General features: G+C 66.9%; 16 protein-coding genes. 13 read left to right on the plus strand and 3 right to left on the minus strand.

From position 1 onward, the window contains the following. Positions 1-9: 9 nt before the first annotated feature. Positions 10-2589: an ATP-dependent chaperone ClpB gene (gene clpB / locus ASE69_RS14565; protein WP_056488026.1), complete on the minus strand. Its 2580-nt coding sequence runs from the start codon at positions 2587-2589 to the stop codon at positions 10-12. 181 nt (positions 2590-2770) lie between these two features. Between clpB and ASE69_RS14570 the strand changes: the two genes are divergently transcribed. Continuing rightward, positions 2771-3184 carry an acyl-CoA thioesterase gene (locus ASE69_RS14570; protein WP_082453153.1) on the plus strand — a complete coding sequence of 138 codons (414 nt, stop codon included), beginning with the start codon at positions 2771-2773 and terminating at the stop codon, positions 3182-3184. 21 nt (positions 3185-3205) lie between these two features. Here the strand turns inward: ASE69_RS14570 and ASE69_RS21525 are convergent, their stop codons facing one another. After that, on the minus strand, positions 3206-3364 hold the full coding sequence (locus ASE69_RS21525; RefSeq protein WP_082453132.1) for a DUF1674 domain-containing protein: 159 nt from the start codon (positions 3362-3364) through the stop codon (positions 3206-3208). A gap of 104 nt (positions 3365-3468) precedes the next feature. On the opposite strand from ASE69_RS21525, the gene ASE69_RS14575 reads away from it, so the two are divergent. From ASE69_RS14575 to ASE69_RS14600, 6 genes are all read left to right on the plus strand, one after another. Further along, positions 3469-4746, plus strand: coding sequence for an RsmB/NOP family class I SAM-dependent RNA methyltransferase (locus ASE69_RS14575; protein WP_056488028.1), 1278 nt, complete (start codon positions 3469-3471; stop codon positions 4744-4746). A gap of 163 nt (positions 4747-4909) precedes the next feature. Continuing rightward, complete coding sequence (rpe, locus tag ASE69_RS14580) at positions 4910-5566, plus strand: ribulose-phosphate 3-epimerase (RefSeq protein ID WP_056488031.1); 657 nt, start codon at positions 4910-4912, stop codon at positions 5564-5566. Further along, entirely contained in the window at positions 5563-7299 is a 1737-nt protein-coding gene (locus tag ASE69_RS14585; protein WP_056488035.1) for a heparinase II/III domain-containing protein, read from the plus strand. The genes rpe and ASE69_RS14585 overlap by 4 nt, the downstream gene beginning before the upstream one ends. 231 nt (positions 7300-7530) lie before the next feature. After that, a complete protein-coding gene (purH, locus tag ASE69_RS14590) occupies positions 7531-9093 on the plus strand; it encodes a bifunctional phosphoribosylaminoimidazolecarboxamide formyltransferase/IMP cyclohydrolase (RefSeq protein WP_056488038.1) in 1563 nt (520 codons plus the stop codon). A gap of 319 nt (positions 9094-9412) precedes the next feature. Continuing rightward, entirely contained in the window at positions 9413-9751 is a 339-nt protein-coding gene (locus ASE69_RS14595; RefSeq protein ID WP_056053652.1) for a P-II family nitrogen regulator, read from the plus strand. Between the two features lie 11 nt (positions 9752-9762). Continuing rightward, complete coding sequence (locus tag ASE69_RS14600; RefSeq protein ID WP_056488039.1) at positions 9763-11127, plus strand: ammonium transporter; 1365 nt, start codon at positions 9763-9765, stop codon at positions 11125-11127. Positions 11128-11253: 126 nt separating this feature from the next. Here the strand turns inward: ASE69_RS14600 and ASE69_RS14605 are convergent, their stop codons facing one another. Next, positions 11254-12648, minus strand: coding sequence for a helix-turn-helix domain-containing protein (locus ASE69_RS14605; RefSeq protein ID WP_056488042.1), 1395 nt, complete (start codon positions 12646-12648; stop codon positions 11254-11256). A 100-nt stretch (positions 12649-12748) separates the two neighbouring features. Between ASE69_RS14605 and ASE69_RS14610 the strand changes: the two genes are divergently transcribed. The 6 genes from ASE69_RS14610 to ASE69_RS14635 are packed head-to-tail and all read left to right on the plus strand — an operon-like array spanning position 12749 to position 16564. Then, positions 12749-14275, plus strand: a complete 1527-nt coding sequence (locus tag ASE69_RS14610) for an acyl-CoA carboxylase subunit beta (RefSeq protein ID WP_056488045.1) — start codon at positions 12749-12751, stop codon at positions 14273-14275. Positions 14276-14334: 59 nt separating this feature from the next. Then, positions 14335-14619 carry a hypothetical protein gene (locus ASE69_RS14615; protein WP_056488047.1) on the plus strand — a complete coding sequence of 95 codons (285 nt, stop codon included), beginning with the start codon at positions 14335-14337 and terminating at the stop codon, positions 14617-14619. Next, positions 14616-14831 (plus strand): hypothetical protein, encoded by a 216-nt coding sequence (locus ASE69_RS14620; protein ID WP_056063944.1) that lies wholly within the window; start codon positions 14616-14618, stop codon positions 14829-14831. The genes ASE69_RS14615 and ASE69_RS14620 overlap by 4 nt, the downstream gene beginning before the upstream one ends. Further along, the gene (locus tag ASE69_RS14625) at positions 14828-15346 is read left to right on the plus strand and encodes a hypothetical protein (RefSeq protein ID WP_056488052.1); all 519 of its coding nucleotides are present in this window, start codon (positions 14828-14830) and stop codon (positions 15344-15346) included. Before ASE69_RS14620 ends, ASE69_RS14625 begins: the two co-directional genes overlap by 4 nt. Continuing rightward, positions 15343-15768 (plus strand): methylmalonyl-CoA epimerase, encoded by a 426-nt coding sequence (gene mce / locus ASE69_RS14630; protein WP_056488055.1) that lies wholly within the window; start codon positions 15343-15345, stop codon positions 15766-15768. The genes ASE69_RS14625 and mce overlap by 4 nt, the downstream gene beginning before the upstream one ends. Positions 15769-15778: 10 nt before the next feature. Next, complete coding sequence (locus tag ASE69_RS14635; protein WP_056488058.1) at positions 15779-16564, plus strand: enoyl-CoA hydratase-related protein; 786 nt, start codon at positions 15779-15781, stop codon at positions 16562-16564. Positions 16565-16665 lie beyond the last annotated feature (101 nt).

Genomic DNA, 16665 nt, shown 5'->3' on the forward strand with positions numbered 1-16665 from the left:
ATGAGCGCGTCAGGCGACTTGCAGCACCAGCTTCCCATCGCCTTCGTCGACCTTCACGGTCGAGCCGTCCTTCACCTCGCCGCGCAGGATCATGTCGGCGAGCGGGTCCTGCAGATAGCGCTGGACCGCGCGCTTCAACGGTCGTGCGCCGTAGACCGGATCATACCCCACACGGCCGAGCCACGCCCTCGCGGCATCGGTCAGGTCGAGGATGATCTTGCGGTCGGCGAGCAGCTTGTCGACGCGCGATACCTGAATGTCGACGATCGGCGCCATGTGCGACTGGCCGAGGCGGTGGAACAGGATCACCTCGTCGAGCCGGTTGAGGAACTCCGGGCGGAAGTGCGATCGGACGATCTCCATCACCTGCGGCTCGACCGACGACACGTCGTCGCCCTCCGCCATGTTGGCCAGATACTGGCTGCCGAGGTTCGACGTCAGGATGATCAGCGTGTTGCTGAAATCCACCGTGCGCCCCTGGCCATCGGTGAGCCGCCCGTCGTCGAGCACCTGCAACAGCACGTTGAACACGTCGCCATGCGCCTTCTCGACCTCGTCGAACAGGATCACCTGGTACGGCCGCCTGCGCACCGCCTCGGTCAGCACGCCGCCCTCCTCGTATCCGACATAGCCCGGAGGCGCGCCGATCAGCCGAGCGACCGCGTGCTTCTCCATGAACTCGCTCATGTCGATGCGGACCATCGCGCTCGGATCGTCGAACAGGAACTCCGCCAGCGCCTTGGTCAGCTCGGTCTTGCCGACGCCGGTCGGTCCGAGGAACAGGAACGAGCCCAAAGGCCGGTTAGGATCCTGCAACCCCGCGCGCGCGCGGCGGACCGCGGTGGAAACCGCCTTCACCGCATGCGCCTGGCCGATCACGCGCTTGCCGATCGTCGCTTCCATCGCCAGCAGCTTGTCGCGTTCGCCCTGGAGCATCCGCTCGACCGGGATGCCGGTCCAGCGGCTGACGACGCCGGCGATGTCGTCCGCGGTGACCTCCTCGCGAAGCATCGCGCCCTTGGTCGCCCCTGCCGCCTCGTCGAGCTGGCGCTGCAACCCCGGAATCGTGCCGTAGGAAAGCTCGCCCGCCTTGGCGAGATCGCCCGACCGCTGCGCCTGCTCCAGCTCAAGCCGCGCGGCATCGAGCTGTTCCTTGACCCGCGCCTCGGCGTTGATCTTGTCCTTCTCGCCCTTCCAGCGCGTCGTCAGTTCGGCGGATTGCTCCTCCAGATTGACGAGTTCGCCTTCCAGCGTGTCGAGCCGGTCGACCGACGCGTCGTCGGTCTCGCGCTTCAACGCCTCGCGTTCGATCTTGAGCTGGATGATCCGCCGGTCGAGATTTTCGATCGCCTCGGGCTTCGACTCGACCTCCATGCGGATTCGCGACGCGGCCTCGTCCATCAGGTCGATCGCCTTGTCAGGGAGGAAGCGGTCGGTGATGTAGCGGTTCGACAGCGTCGACGCGGCGACGATCGCGCCATCGGTGATCCGTACGCCGTGATGCAGCTCGTACTTCTCATTCAGCCCGCGCAGGATCGAGATCGTGTCCTCGACGGTCGGTTCGCCGACCATCACCGGCTGGAACCGCCGCTGCAACGCCGGGTCCTTCTCGACGTACTTGCGGTATTCATCGAGCGTGGTCGCGCCGACGCAGTGGAGTTCACCACGCGCGAGGGCGGGTTTCAGCAGGTTGCCCGCGTCCATCGCGCCCTCGGATTTGCCCGCGCCGATCAGCTGGTGCATCTCGTCGATGAACAGGATGATGTCGCCCTCGGCGGCCTTCACCTCGTCGAGCACGCCCTTGAGCCGCTCCTCGAACTCGCCGCGATATTTCGCGCCCGCGATCAGCGAGCCCAGATCGAGCGACATCAGCCGCCGATCCTTAAGCGTATCGGGCACGTCGCCATTGGCGATGCGCAGCGCCAGTCCTTCGGCGATCGCGGTCTTGCCGACGCCGGGTTCGCCGATCAGTGCGGGGTTGTTCTTGGTCCGGCGCGCGAGGATCTGGATCGTGCGACGAATCTCCTCATCGCGGCCGATCACCGGGTCCAGCTTGCCGTCGCGCGCCGCCTGGGTAAGGTCGCGCGCGAACTTCTTCAGCGCGTCGTAGCGATCCTCGGCGCCCGCGGTGTCGGCGGTGCGGCCCTGGCGTATCCCGTTGATCGCGGTGTTCAGCCCCTCGGGCGTTACGCCGCCGGCCTTCAGCGCCTTGCCAGCTGCGGTGTTGAGCGACAGCGCGAGCGCGACCAGCAGCCGCTCGACGGTGACGAAGCTGTCGCCCGCCTTGCTCGCGATCTGCTTGGCCTGATCGAGCACACGCACCGCATCGTTGTCGATCCCCGGCGTGGTCTGCGCGCCCGACCCCGACACGACCGGGATCTTCGCGAGCGCCAGATCGGTTTCCGACGTCGCGCGCTTGGCATCGCCGCCCGCCGCCGCGATCAGCCCGGCGGCCATGCCCTGCTCGTCTTCCAGCAGCGCCTTCAACAGATGCTCGGGCGCGATCCGCTGGTGGTTCATGCGGATCGCGACGGTCTGCGCGGATTGCAGGAAGCCCTTCGCGCGGTCGGTGAATTTGTCGATGTTCATGACGAATTCCTGTGGGAGTGTTTCGGTGTTGGCCGAAAGATGGTGTTGTATTTGGGCAACACAAGAGGCGGGCGCAGGGTGGATGCTAGGGCCCGCGCGAGGCATCCGGAATAGCGTTTATTGTCGGTATCGAAGCGCCGCCGTCATCGCTATGTTCAGGTTCGCATGCTATATGCAGCGCGTGTCCACAGCGCTCCCCCATACCTACGCCATCGGCATCGAGCCGGCCGACATCGACTTCATGGGTCACGTCAACAACGCGAACTATCTGAAGTGGGTACAGGCTGCGGTGATCGACCATTGGCAGGGCCTCGCGCCCGCCGAGGCGGTGGCGGGGCACCTCTGGGTCGCGCTAAAGCACGAGATCACGTACCGCAAGCCGGCGTTCCTCGACGACGACGTCATCGCGACGGTGCTGCTCGAGAAGGTCCAGGGTGCGCGCGCGTTCTACGAGACGATCATCAAGCGCGGCGAAGACGTGCTCGCCGAGGTGAAGTCGAGCTGGTGCTGCCTCGATGCCGAGACGCTGCGCCCGTCGCGGCTGGCGAACAGCGTCGTCGAGCATTTCTTCCCGAAGACCGACCTTAAAGACTGACGTCTCTCGGCCGATCGACTCTCAGAAATCGATCGCCATGCCCTTCAGCTCCCAATCTCCGTACCGCGTAGGATCGCGCGGCTCGGGGTCTTTGTCCGGCACGATCGTCTCGGGTTTCGGGACCGGCGTATTCTTCGCAAGATATTCTGGTGGCTTCAGATGATCGGGGCGCTGGCCCATCGCGGCTCTCCGGATTGCGTGTTGGCGTCGTAACCGCCACATGGGCCCTGTCGCGCCGCTTTGCCACAGCCGCCGTGCGGCAAACCGAACGCGAAGGACCTTATATGCCCGACTATACCCACGCCCCTGAGCCGCTCGGCGTCCCCACCCGCCGCGCCGCGCTCCGCCTGCTCGACGCCGTCCTGCGTCGCGGCGAGTCGCTCGAATCCGCATTGCCGGCAGCAACCCGCGCGATCCACGGCCCCGATCGCGGCCTCGCGCATGCGATCGCCGCCGAGACGTTGCGCCGCCTCCCCGATCTCGACGCGATGATCGATTCGGTCACCAAGACCAACCTGCCCGACGATGCGAAGGCGCGGATGGCGCTGCGGATTGCGCTGGTCCAGGTGCTGATCCTCGGCACCCCCTCGCATGCCGCGATCTCGACCGTGCTGCCGCTGGTCGACGGTGGCCCGCGCAAGCTCGTCCACGGCGTGTTCGGCACGCTGTTCCGTGCCAACATGCTGCTCCCCGAGGTGCCGACGCTCCCGGCGCCGGTCGAACTGCGCTGGGAAGCCGCCTGGGGCGAGGAGATGGTCGACGCCGCCGGCCGCGCGATCGCGCAGGTGCCGCCGCTCGACCTGACGATCGCCGACCCGTCCGAGACCGAAGGCTGGCGTGAGAAGCTTGGCGGCGAGAGTTTCATGCCCGGTCACCTGCGTTTGGGCGACCATGATTCGGTGCCCGACATGGCCGGCTTCGGCGACGGCGCGTGGTGGGTGCAGGACATCGCCGCCTCGCTCCCCGCGCGGTTGCTCGGTAAAGGGGAGGGCCATGTTCTCGATCTCTGCGCGGCGCCCGGCGGCAAGACGCTGCAGCTCGCGAGCGCCGGCTGGACCGTCACCTCGGTCGACAATTCGCAGAGCCGGATCAAGCGCCTCCGCGAGAACCTCTACCGCACGCATCTGAAGGCCGAGGTCGTCAACGCCGACATCCTCGAATGGGCACCGGCCGAGCCCGCCGACGCGATCCTGATCGACGCGCCGTGCAGCGCGACGGGTATCTTCCGCCGCCACCCCGACGTCCTCCACCGCGTCCGCCCCTCGATCATCGCCGAGACCGCGGCGTTGCAGGCACGGATTTTCGCCAGGGCGGCGGACTGGGTGAAGCCCGGCGGCACTTTGGTCTACGCGACCTGCTCGCTCGAACCGTCGGAAGGCGAAGCGCAGCTCGACGCGTTCCTCGCCGCGCGCAGCGACTATACGATCGCCCCGGTAGACCAATCCGAACTTCCCGCTGGCATCACGCCCACGGAAGCGGGCACGATCCGCACCCTCCCGGGCATGCTCGCCGACCAAGGCGGCTGCGACGGCTTCTTCATCACCCGATTGAAGCGCAGCTAACTCTTCCCCCCTCCCTGAAAGGGAGGGGCCGGGGGTGGGTAGGCCTGTTCGAGCCCCAACGGTTCGACCCCGCGGAACCCAACCCACCCCCAACCCCTCCCTTCCAGGGAGGGGCGAAAACCAAGGCCTTCGCACCAACCGAATCCCGCGCTAGGACAAAATCATGCAACCCGTCCGCATCGCCCCCTCGATCCTCTCCGCCGACTTCGCCAAACTCGGCGAGGAAGTCCGCGCCATCGACGCGGCCGGCGCCGACTGGATCCACATCGACGTGATGGACGGTCATTTCGTCCCCAACATCTCGTTCGGCCCCGCGGTCATGAAGTCGGTCCGCGGCGTCACCACCAAGCCGTTCGACGTCCACCTGATGATCTCGCCCGTCGACGCGTATCTCGACGCGTTCGCGGAGGCCGGCGCCGACTGTATCACCGTGCACTACGAGGCCGGCCCGCACATCCACCGCTCGCTCCAGCACATCAAGAGCCTCGGCAAGCGCGCCGGCGTCGTGATCTGCCCCGGTACCCCCGCCAAGATGCTCGACTACCTCATGGACATGGTCGATCTCGTCCTGGTGATGAGCGTCAACCCCGGCTTCGGCGGCCAGAGCTTCATCCCCAGCCAGCTCAAGAAGATCACTGCGATCCGCACGATGATCGAAAAGAGCGGCCGCGCGATCGATCTCGAAGTCGATGGCGGCGTCGACGCGGAGTGGGCGAAACGCTGTATCGAGGCAGGCGCCGACGCGCTGGTCGCCGGCACCTCGGTCTTCCGCGGCGGGCCGTCGCAATACGCCGCCAACATCGCCGCGTTGCGGGGGTGAACGAGCCGCGTGATCTTTTAACCGATCCCGCCCCCGACGGGATCGACGAAGGCCGCCGCCTGATCCGTCTCGGCGGCGACAAGGGGTTGTCGCTCGCCGACCGGCTGGCGGAGCGCTTCCACCGCCTGACGTGGCGCACCCCGCTCCACACGCTGCGTCTCAAGGGCCGCTACCCGCTGAAGCTGATCGCGGTCCCCGAAGACCCCATTCTCGGCGATATTGCGCGCGGCACGCTCTTGCTCGAAGGCGTCCTCTCGTTCCGCGGCGAAGCGCGCGACATCGAGACGCTCGATCTTGCGAAGCCGCTCCCCAAACCCTTCGCCGAATACCTCCACAGTTTCGCGTGGCTACGCGACCTGTCGACCGTCGCAACCCGCGCGCGCGGCGCCCCGATCGCCGAATACCTCATGGGCCTCTGGCTGACCGCGCACGCCGACACGCAAGGCGGGATCGCGTGGCGCCCGGACATGTGGGGCCGCCGCATCCTCGCCTGGACCGCGCACGCGCCGCTGATCCTGTCCTCCTCCGACCAGATATATCGCTCGAAGGTGCTCAACGCGCTCGCCAAGGGCGCACTCCACCTCGATCGCACCGCCGACAAGGCCCCCGCCGGCGCCCCCCGCATCGCCGCCTGGTGCGGAGTCGTTGCGGCGGGCCTGCTGATCCCCGGCGGCGAACCGCGCCAGGCGTTCGGCGAGGCCGGCCTGCTCCGCGCGCTCGGCACCGGCCTGTTCGACGACGGCGGCTCGGTCTCGCGCAGCCCGGCAATGCTGCTCGATTCGATCCAGCTGCTCACGCTGCTCCAGGAAAGCTACGCTGCGCGCAGCGCCGAACTCCCCGAGACGGTCGCGGTCACGCTCACCCGGATGGTCGCGGCGCTGCTCGGTGTCGCCCACGCCGATCGCGGCCTGTCGAGCTGGCAGGGTGGCGGCCCGGCCAGCGAAACGCAGGTCGCCGCTGTCATCGAAGCCAGCGGCGTCCGCACCCGCCCGCTCCGCCAAGCGCGCGACTGGGGCTATCAGCGCCTCGCCGCCGGCACCGCAGTCCTGATCGTCGACGCAGCCCCGCCGCCGATCGCCCGCCTCGTCGAAGGCGGCTGCGCCTCGACGCTCGCGTTCGAATTCTCCGATGGCCCGGCACGCATTGTGGTCAACTGCGGCGGCGCCCGTGCGGGCATCGCCCAACTCCCGCCCGCGATGGTCGAAGGCCTGCGCTCGACTGCCGCGCATTCCACGCTGACGATCGCCGACAGCAACTCGACCGCTATCCTCGCCGACGGTACGCTCGGCCGCGGCGTTGGCGAAGTCGAGCTCAGCCGGCAGGAATCGGATGCCGCCAGCCGGATCGAGGCGAGCCACGACGGCTATGTCCGCCGCTGGGGGTTCCTCCACCGCCGCCAGCTGATGCTCACCGGCGACGGCCGCGAACTCCGCGGTGAGGACGCGCTGTTGCCGCAGGGTCGCAAGCGCCGGGCCGGGTTGTCGCTGTTCGCGATCCGCTTCCATTTGGGGGAGGGCGTGCAGGTCTCTCCCACCGCGGACGGCCTGGGCGCGATCCTCCGCCTCCCCGGCGGTGCGCTCTGGCAATTCCGCTGCCGCGGTGGCGCACTGGTGGTCGAGGACAGCGTCTGGATCGACGCTGACGGCCGCCCGGTCCCGACGCAGCAGCTGATGATCACCGGTGAAGCTGCGGCCGGCGGCGCGAGTGTGAGTTGGGCACTGAAGAAGGCCTGACAGCCAAACCATCGAGATTAACGCGCCACCCCGGCGAAGGCCGGGGCCCAATTGGGAAACGTCGCTAACCGGGGACGGCACTCCGTTATTGTCACCTTTCCACTTGGACCCGGCCTTCGCCGGGGAGGAACTACCTTTGTTGAGCGGCTGGACAGAGCAGAGGAGCCCTGTTCCCGGGCGGCAACCGACGCTAAGGCACCGCCGCACGGCGAACCCCGACGAAAGACCCTCATGACCAGCATCCCGATCAAGCGCGCGCTCCTGTCCGTCTCCGACAAGACCGGGATCGTCGATCTCGGCAAGGCGCTCGCGAGCCACGGCGTAGAACTCGTCTCGACCGGCGGCACCGCGACGGCCCTCCGCGCCGCCGGCCTGGAAGTCCGCGACGTGAGCGAACTCACCGGCTTCCCCGAAATGATGGACGGCCGCGTCAAGACGCTCCACCCGATGGTCCACGGCGGGCTCCTCGCGGTGCGCGACGACGCCGGCCACGCCGCCTCGATGGCCGAGCACCAGATCGGCGCGATCGACCTCGTCATCGTCAACCTCTACCCGTTCGAGGCCACCGTCGCGAAGGGCGCGGACCGCGACACCGTGATTGAGAACATCGACATCGGCGGCCCCAGCATGGTGCGCTCGGCGGCCAAGAACCACGCCTATGTCGCGATCGTCACCGACCCCGCCGACTATGCGCTCGTCTCGGGCGGCACCACCACGCTGGACGATCGCAAGAAACTCGCTGCCAAGGCGTTCGCCACCACCGCCGCCTATGATTCGGCGATTGCGACGTGGTTCGGCACGGTAGATCAGGCCGAGGAATTCCCCGCCACGCTGCCGATCACGCTGAAGCGCGGCGACACGCTCCGCTACGGCGAGAACCCGCACCAGTCCGCCGCCTTCTACACCGCGACCGGTTCAGTCCAAGGCATCGGCCAGGCCCGCCAGCTCCAGGGCAAGGCGCTCAGCTACAACAACCTCAACGACGCCGACGCAGCGCTCGAACTGATCGCCGAATTCCGCGACGCCGCCCCCTCCGTGGTGATCGTCAAGCATGCCAACCCCTGCGGCGTCGCCACCGGCGCCACGCTCGCCGAAGCCTATGCCGCGGCGTTCGCCTGCGACACGGTCTCCGCGTTTGGCGGCATCATCGCCGTCAACCGTCGCCTCGACGCCGAGACCGCGCGCCAGATAACCGGCGTCTTCACCGAAGTCGTTGTCGCCCCCGATGCCGACGAGGAGGCGATCGCGCTGTTCGCGGCCAAGAAGAACCTCCGCCTGCTGCTCACCGGCGACCTCCCCAATCCCGCACGTACGGGCCTCACCGCAAAGTCGATCGCCGGCGGCTGGCTCGTCCAGGGTCGCGACAACGGCACGCCGGGTGAGTTGAAGGTCGTCACCAAGCGCCAGCCGACCAAGCAGGAACTCCTCGATTGCCGCTTCGCCTGGACCGTCGCCAAGCACACCAAGTCCAACGCGATCGTCTACGCCAAGGACGGCAGCACCGCCGGGATCGGCGCGGGCCAGATGAACCGCCTCGAATCCGCGCGCATCGCCGCGTGGAAGGCGAAGGACGCCGCGGAGAAGGCCGGCTGGTCCACCCCGCGCACGATCGGCTCGGCGGTCGCGTCGGATGCGTTCTTCCCGTTCGCCGACGGTCTGCTCGCGGCTGTGGAAGCTGGCGCGACGGCGGTGATCCAGCCCGGCGGTTCGATCCGCGACGCCGACGTCATCGCCGCAGCGGACGAGGCCGGCCTGGCGATGGTCTTCACCGGCATGCGCCACTTCCGGCATTGAGTTGGGTATGGGGCCGGCGGGGGTAAGCAAACCCCGTCGCCTCACCCACTCCGTCACCCACCCACTCCGTCATGCCGGGCTCGTTCCGGCATCCACGGTTCCGCAAACTAAACGCTCGTGAGTACGCGGCGTGGTGGATGCCGGAACAGGCCCGGCATGACGGGGAAATAGGTGCCCGTTTTTCGAGCACCTGCACCGCACTGCACAAGTTTTAACCCCAAAACCCCCGCTGCCCGCCCTTCGAGCACTCCTGACCCCTCCACACCGCAACTGGCACGCACATTGCGAGGCACCTCCCGTAACAAGGGGAAGGGGCGCGATGAAACTCGTCATTGCCATCATCAAGCCGTTCAAGCTCGACGAGGTGCGCGAAGCGCTCACCACGATCGGCGTGGCGGGCATGACGGTCACCGAGGTCAAGGGGTTCGGCCGTCAAAAGGGCCAGACCGAGATCTATCGGGGGGCCGAGTACAGCACCAACATGGTGCCGAAGATCAAGATCGAGGTGGTCTGCGCCGCCAGCCTGTCCGACCGCGTGGTCGAGGCGATCCAGGCATCGGCCAACACCGGCGCGATCGGCGACGGTAAGATCTTCGTGCTCGACGTCGGCCAGGCGGTACGCATCCGCACCGGTGAAACCGACGATTCAGCGCTCTGAGGGGGGACGAGATGAAGCATGATTTGAAGAAGGCCGCCGTCGCGGCTCTAGGGTTCGGCGCGACGATGATCGCCGCCGCACCCGCCTGGGCACAGGCCGCAGCCGCACCGGTGGTCGCGCCCGTCGTTGCTACCGTGAACAAGGGCGACACTGCCTGGATGATGACCTCGACGGTCCTCGTCCTAATGATGATCCTGCCCGGTCTCGCGCTGTTCTACGGCGGCCTCACGCGGTCGAAGAACATGCTGTCGACCATGACTCAGATCGGTGCCGTCGCGGCGCTCGCGATGCTGATCTGGGTGATGTGGGGCTACACGCTGGCGTTCGGTCCCGACGTGACCAACCCGCTGCTCAGCAACTTCATCGGCAGCTTCGACAAGGCGTTCCTGAAGGGCGTTACGCCGGCTTCGCAGGCGGCGACCTTCACGGCTGGCGTCGAGATCCCCGAATATGTCTTCATCTGTTTCCAGATGACCTTCGCCGCGATCACCATTGCGCTGGTCCTGGGGTCGGTCGTCGAGCGCATGAAGTTCTCGGCGGTGATGGTGTTCGGCCTGGTCTGGCTTACCATCGTCTACTTCCCGATCGCACACATGGTGTGGGCATCGAGCGGCTATTTCTTCAAGGCAGGCGCGCTCGATTTCGCCGGCGGCACCGTGGTCCACATCAACGCCGGCGTCTCGGCACTGGTCGCAGCCCTGATCCTCGGCAAGCGTATCGGCTATCCGAAGGAGCCGATGGCGCCGCACTCGCTGGTCATGACCGGCATCGGTACTGGGCTGCTCTGGGTCGGCTGGTTCGGCTTCAACGCCGGCTCGGCACTCGAGGCGAACGGCTCTGCCGCCCTTGCGATGCTCAACACCTTCGTCGCCACCGCGTCGGCTGCGCTGTTCTGGATGCTTGCCGAGAAGCTCTCGGGTCACAAGGGTTCCGCACTCGGCTTCTGCTCGGGCATCGTCGCCGGCCTCGTCGCCGTCACGCCGGCCGCGGGCAACTCCGGCCCGTTCGGCGCCATCGTCCTCGGCGCGATCGCCTCGCTCGTCTGCTTCATGGCAGTGTCGAAGCTCAAGCCGATGCTCGGCTACGACGACTCGCTCGACGCCTTCGGGATCCACGGCATCGGCGGCATGATCGGCGCGATCGGCACTGCAGTGGTCTACGCGCCGTCGCTCGGCGGGCCGGGTGCTGCGGACTATGCGATGGGCGCCAAGCTCTTCGTGCAGCTCCAGGCGGTGATCGTCACGATCATCTGGGCCACGATCGGCACCACGATCGCGATCTACGTCGCCAAGGCCGTCACCGGTCTGCGGGTCTCGCCGGAAGTCGAGCACGAGGGTCTCGACATCGGCGAACACGGCGAGCGCGCTTACAACTAATCGGTAGCGGGCCACACGAGCTCGCACCCACGACGTTCCTCCTGCGGACAACCTTAGCCCGGTGTGGAAACACACCGGGCCTTTTTTATGTCGATCGAAGTGGTACTTCGATCGAGTTTGGAGGGGCTAAACCACTTCGTACGGCACGGCGCCGCGGCGGTCCGGATCGACCCGGATCTCGCTGGCGGCCGGCGGAAACGCGCGCTGGTCGCAGTCGGTGCGCAGGCAGATACGGCATGACGACCCGATCGGCGTGGCGATGCCTCCGGTCCCCAGCGCATCGGCATAGATGAACTCCGACGCGTTCGCCTCCTCGCACCCCAGCGCCACCGCATAGCGCCGCGCCGGTCGCGTGTACGTCTCGGACGGTTTCACCAGCCCCTTCGCCATCGAGACGTAGCGGATGCCGTCGGTCGTCTCGATCAACTGCGTGAGAATCCGGTCCGGGATCGCTACCGCCTCATGCACGATCCACAACGGGCACGCCCCCCCGAACCGCGCGAACTGCAGCCGCGTGGCGGAGTGCCGTTTGGTGATGTTCCCCGCCATGTCGACGCGGCAGAAGAAGAACGGGATGCCCAGCGCGCCCGGTCGCTGCAACGTCGAGAGCCGGTGACACGTCTGCTCAAAACTCGTCCCGAAAATCCGCCGCAGCCGGTCGATATCGTGGCGGACGCTCCGTGCCTCCGTCCGAAAGCGCGTGTACGGCATGACGATAGCCCCCGCCGCATAGTTGGTCAGCCCCGCGGTCAGTAGCGCGCGCGCTATCTCCGAAGCCATCTCCGACGCGGCGACGATCCCGCCGATGACGTCGCCGAACTCGTGCCGCGCGACTTGGTGCGCGAGCGAGAAGAGGGTCGTTTCGCCCGGCTGCGATCCGTCGAGCCGCAGCGTCGCGCCGTCATAGTCGCGAAGCGGTGCGGCGAGCGCTCCCGAGATCGCAACCGACACACCGCGCGCCGCGAGCCGAGCCTCCAGCGCCGCGATCCGGTCCGCGCCCAGCGTCTCGCCGATCTCCTCCGCCCGCCGGTCGAGCGCATCGACATAATTGCCTGCTGCATGAAACCAGTCGCGCACATCCTCCCACGGCAGCAGCCCCGGCGCGCCCGATCCCGCCACGATCCGATCGTCGAGCGCGCGCAACTGCTCCTGCGCGCGGCGATACGCGTCGTGCATCGCAACCAGACGCTGCGCCAGCAACGGCTGATGCTTCACCGCACGCCGCACCGCGGTCTCGTCGAGCGCTGGCGCCTCGACGCTCGTGTCCGACACCGCCTCCAGCGTCGCGATCAGCAGCGCGGTATCGTCCGCCGCGTCGATGCTGCCCCAGTCAGCGGGAAACTCGCGCGCGAGCGTGATCAGCACGCCTTCCGTCACCGGCCGGTCGCCATTCTCGATCTGCGAGAGATAGCTGACGGACAATCCGATCCGCACGGCCATCGCCGCCTGGCTGATTCCAAGAGCGCGGCGCAGGTCGCGCAGGCGGTGTCCGACGAAGAGGCGACGAGCGGGCAAAGTCATATCCCCGCCTAGTTTGCAAACATGCCTCCGACAAGTTTGCAACATTGCATTTGCGCATCGCATCCCGCTCTGTGAAGGCAGTCAGCAGGACGGAGAGACGATGTCATCCACGATCGAAGAGCTTGAACGCCGCCGCGAAGCCGCCAGAGTCGGCGGGGGCCTCAAGCGGATCGCAGCGCAGCACGCCAAGGGTAAGCTCACCGCAAGGGAGCGCCTTGACGTGCTGTTGGACGAGGGATCGTTCGAGGAGCTCGACATGTACGTCGAGCACAATTGCGTCGATTTCGGCATGCAGGACCAGGTGATCCCCGGCGACGGCGTGGTCACAGGCTCGGGCACGATCAACGGCCGCCTCGTCTTCGTCTTCAGCCAGGATTTCACCGTGTTCGGCGGGTCGCTCAGCGAACGTCACGCGCAGAAGATCTGCAAGGTGATGGACAGCGCGATGAAGGTCGGCGCACCGATCATCGGCCTCAACGACAGCGGCGGCGCGCGCATCCAGGAGGGCGTCGCCTCGCTCGGTGGCTATGCCGAGGTATTTCAGCGCAACGCGCTCGCGTCGGGTGTCGTGCCGCAGCTTTCGCTGATCATGGGCCCATGCGCAGGCGGTGCGGTCTACTCCCCCGCGATGACCGACTTCATCTTCATGGTGAAAGATTCGAGCTACATGTTCGTCACCGGCCCCGACGTGGTCAAGACGGTGACCAACGAGGTCGTGACGCAGGAGGCGCTCGGCGGCGCGGTGACGCACACGACCAAGACGTCGGTCGCCGACAATGCGTTCGAGAACGACATCGAAGCGCTGCTTGCGGCACGCGATTTCTTCGACTTCCTGCCGTCGTCCAATCGTGAAGGCGTGCCAGAACGCCCGACCGCGGACGAATGGGACCGGATCGAGGAGAGCCTCGACACGCTGATCCCGGCGTCGGCGAACCAGCCCTACGACATGCACGAGCTGATCCGGAAGACCGTCGACGAAGGCGATTTCTTCGAGACGCAGCCGGCGCACGCGGCCAACATCATCACCGGCTTCGGCCGGATCGAGGGCCGCACGGTCGGCTTCGTCGCGAACCAGCCGATGGTGCTCGCCGGCGTGCTCGACATCAACAGCTCGAAGAAGGCGGCGCGGTTCGTGCGCTTCTGCGATGCGTTCGAGATCCCGATCGTCACCTTCGTCGACGTTCCCGGCTTCCTGCCCGGCACCGCGCAGGAGCATAACGGCATCATCAAGCACGGCGCGAAGCTGCTGTTCGCCTATGCCGAAGCGACCGTGCCCAAGATCACCGTCATCACGCGCAAAGCGTATGGCGGCGCGTACGACGTGATGGCGTCGAAGCACCTGCGCGGCGACCTCAACTATGCATGGCCGACCGCCGAGATCGCGGTGATGGGAGCCAAGGGCGCGGTCGAGATCATCTTCCGCGGCAAGACGCCCGAAGAGATCGCCGAGCGTACCGCGGAATACGAGGCGCGGTTCGCCAACCCGTTCGTCGCCGCGTCGAAGGGCTTCATCGACGAAGTGATCCAGCCCCACTCGACCCGCCGCCGCATCGCGCTCGGCCTACGGAAGCTCCGCGGCAAGGCGCTGGAGAATCCGTGGAAGAAGCATGACAACATCCCGCTGTGACCCAGCGGCTTGTTGCATGATGATAAGCACATTATCATGTCATGCGAAGGAGTCGTGACATGCAGACCGAACGCGTGACGTTTCTGACTACCCCCGACCACAAGGCCGCGCTCGATGCGTTCGCGGCGAACAGCGGCATGTCCGTCGGCCGCGTCGTGCGTGAGGCGACAACGCGGTACATTGCCGCACCGGCGTCGCACGACGAGGAGGCGGCGTTGGCGTTTCTCGCACCGGAGATCGAGGCCGCTGTCGACGACATGAAGGTGTCCATCCAGTCGATGCGTAAGAATATCGCGCGCACCTGCGCTGTGGTCGATGCGGTGCTGGCGGGCGAAAGACCGTGAGTGCGGGCGAAAAGGCATTCGGCGTTTTCAAGACGATCCTGACGCTGAAAGACCAGCTGGATGGCCTCGATCGGGACGTCGCTCAGCTTGGCGGGCGGCTCGCGGGTCTTGCCGGCGCGCATGGCGACCTGCGCGATCGGGTTTCTCGCTTGGAAGGGGTGATCGAGGGCGCTGCAATGGCGGCGGCCCAGCAGCGGAGGATCGAGCAATGATTGCGTTTCTGCTGCTTCAAGCCGCGGCCGTGCCGACTACTGCGGCTACGCCTGCGCCAAATTGGAAGCTCGCCGATCGTACCAATTCGGCAGGCGTGCGCAGCATCTCCACGTCGGTCACCGGCAATGATGGTCTTTCACGGTTCGTCGTGAAGTGCGATGTCGCGGCCGAGCCGATCGTCTCGATCCAGTTCATCCAGCCGCAGCCGCTCGGGCAGGGACCGGACAAGCCTGTCGCGGTGCGCTTCGATGGCGGTCCTGCATTCACCTATAATTGGCAGTTTCCGGGAACCGGCACCTACGTCACCGATCCCGAGGCGATCACCAGGCTGACCACGTTCCTGGTGAAGTCGAAGACGGTACGCGTCGAAACCACCAACGGCGCGAACTTCGCGGTGCAGGCGAACTTCGTCGCGCCCATCAGCGATGCAATGATCCGGCAGGTGCTCGGTGTGTGTGGTTACACGCTCGGTGTCGTTCCCACGCCGCCGCCGCCGCCGAAGGATACGCAATGACATTGGGCCGCCTCAACCATGTCGGGGTAGCGACGCCGTCGATCGCGAAGTCGGTCGAGACGTATCGCCTGCTGCTCGGCGCGACCGCGATCGGCGAGCCGTTCGACCTACCTACGCAGGGCGTGAAGGTGTGCTTCATCGATGCGCCGAACACGCAGATCGAGTTGATCGAGCCGTATGACGACGCGTCGCCGATTGCGGGGTTCCTGCGCAAGAACCCGGCGGGCGGGCAGCATCATGTCTGTTTCGAGGTGGCCGATATCTACGCGGCGGTCGCCGAGCTGAAGGCGAAGGGCGCGACCGTGCTGGGCGAGCCGCGGATCGGTGCGCATGGCACGCCGATCGTGTTCGTGCACCCGAAGGACTTCGGCGGCATGCTGGTCGAGTTGATGGAGACGCCGGGCGATACCGGCGCGCACTAGGAGAGATCTGATGGCCGCGTCCGAGCATATCCTGAGCGAACGGCGCGGCGACGTGCTGGTGCTGACGCTCAACCGCCCCGACCGGCTGAACGCTGCGCCGCCGGCGATGTTCGAGGAATTGCGCGCGGCGTTGGGCGACTTGAACAGTGCGCGCGCTGTTCTGATTGCGGGTGCGGGACGCGCGTTCTGCTCGGGCGCGGATGTCGGCGGCGGGGCGCTTGGTTCGGACAATCCAGGCGAGGCGACGTTCGCGGCACTGACCGGCAGCTACAATCCGACGATGACGGCGCTCGCCGACCTGTCGGTGCCGGTGGTCAGCGCGGTGCGTGGTCCTGCGGCAGGGATCGGCTGCAGCCTCGCGCTCGCCGCCGATTTCTGTGTCGCGAGCGAGACCGCGTATTTCCTCCAGGCGTTCGTCAATATCGGACTGGTGCCGGACGGCGGCGCGTCGTGGATGCTGCCCCGTCTGATCGGCAAGGCGCGCGCGACGGAAATGATGATGCTTGGCGAGCGGGTGCCCGCGGCGAAGGCGCTCGACTGGGGGATGGTGCACAAGGTCGTGGCCGACGACGCGCTCGATGCGGAGGCATTCGCGCTGGCGGAGCGGCTGGCGGCGATGCCGACGGCGGCGCTGGGGTTGATGCGGCGGGCGATTACCAATGCGTACGAGACGGATTACGCGACCGCGATGCAGGCCGAGGCGGCGAACCAGCGCGATGCGCGCGGGTCTGCGGACTCGATGGAAGGCGGCCGGGCTTTCCTCGAAAAGCGCAAACCGGTGTTCACGGGGAAATGACCTCCGCCTCCAACACCACCCAGGCGTTTCTAACCACCACCCCGGCGGAGGCCGGGGCCCAGTTGGGCAACGGTCGATTGGCTGGTGTTGCGCTGCGTTAC

It is taken from the genome of Sphingomonas sp. Leaf208 (genome assembly GCF_001421415.1).
Classification (GTDB): Bacteria; Pseudomonadota; Alphaproteobacteria; order Sphingomonadales; family Sphingomonadaceae; genus Sphingomonas.